At 41.6% G+C, this 219-nt stretch carries 1 rRNA gene; it reads left to right on the top strand.

Annotated elements, in window-relative coordinates:
• Window positions 1–111: 111 nt before the first annotated feature.
• A 23S ribosomal RNA gene (locus tag H4J57_RS19760) occupies window positions 112–219 on the top strand; the annotation flags it as partial.

Here is a 219-nt window from a genome sequence, read left to right as displayed (position 1 = left end):
AACATCTTATTCAAGACACATTTATTTGTGCGTGAAAATGTCAGACTTTACAATTGCTGTGGATTAGTCTCCACGGTGTACTTCGTGTCGAAAGACTACTTAGGGTTGTATGGTTAAGTGACTAAGCGTATGTGGTGGATGCCTTGGCAGTTAGAGGCGATGAAGGACGTGTTAATCTGCGATAAGCATTGGTGAGGTGATAAAAACCGTTATAGCCAA

The organism is Colwellia sp. BRX8-7, assembly GCF_014077275.1.
In the GTDB taxonomy this organism is placed as follows: Bacteria; Pseudomonadota; Gammaproteobacteria; order Enterobacterales; family Alteromonadaceae; genus Colwellia_A.
The sequence above is the reverse complement of the archived record's forward strand: the minus strand, read 5'-3'. Positions and strand labels throughout refer to the sequence as shown.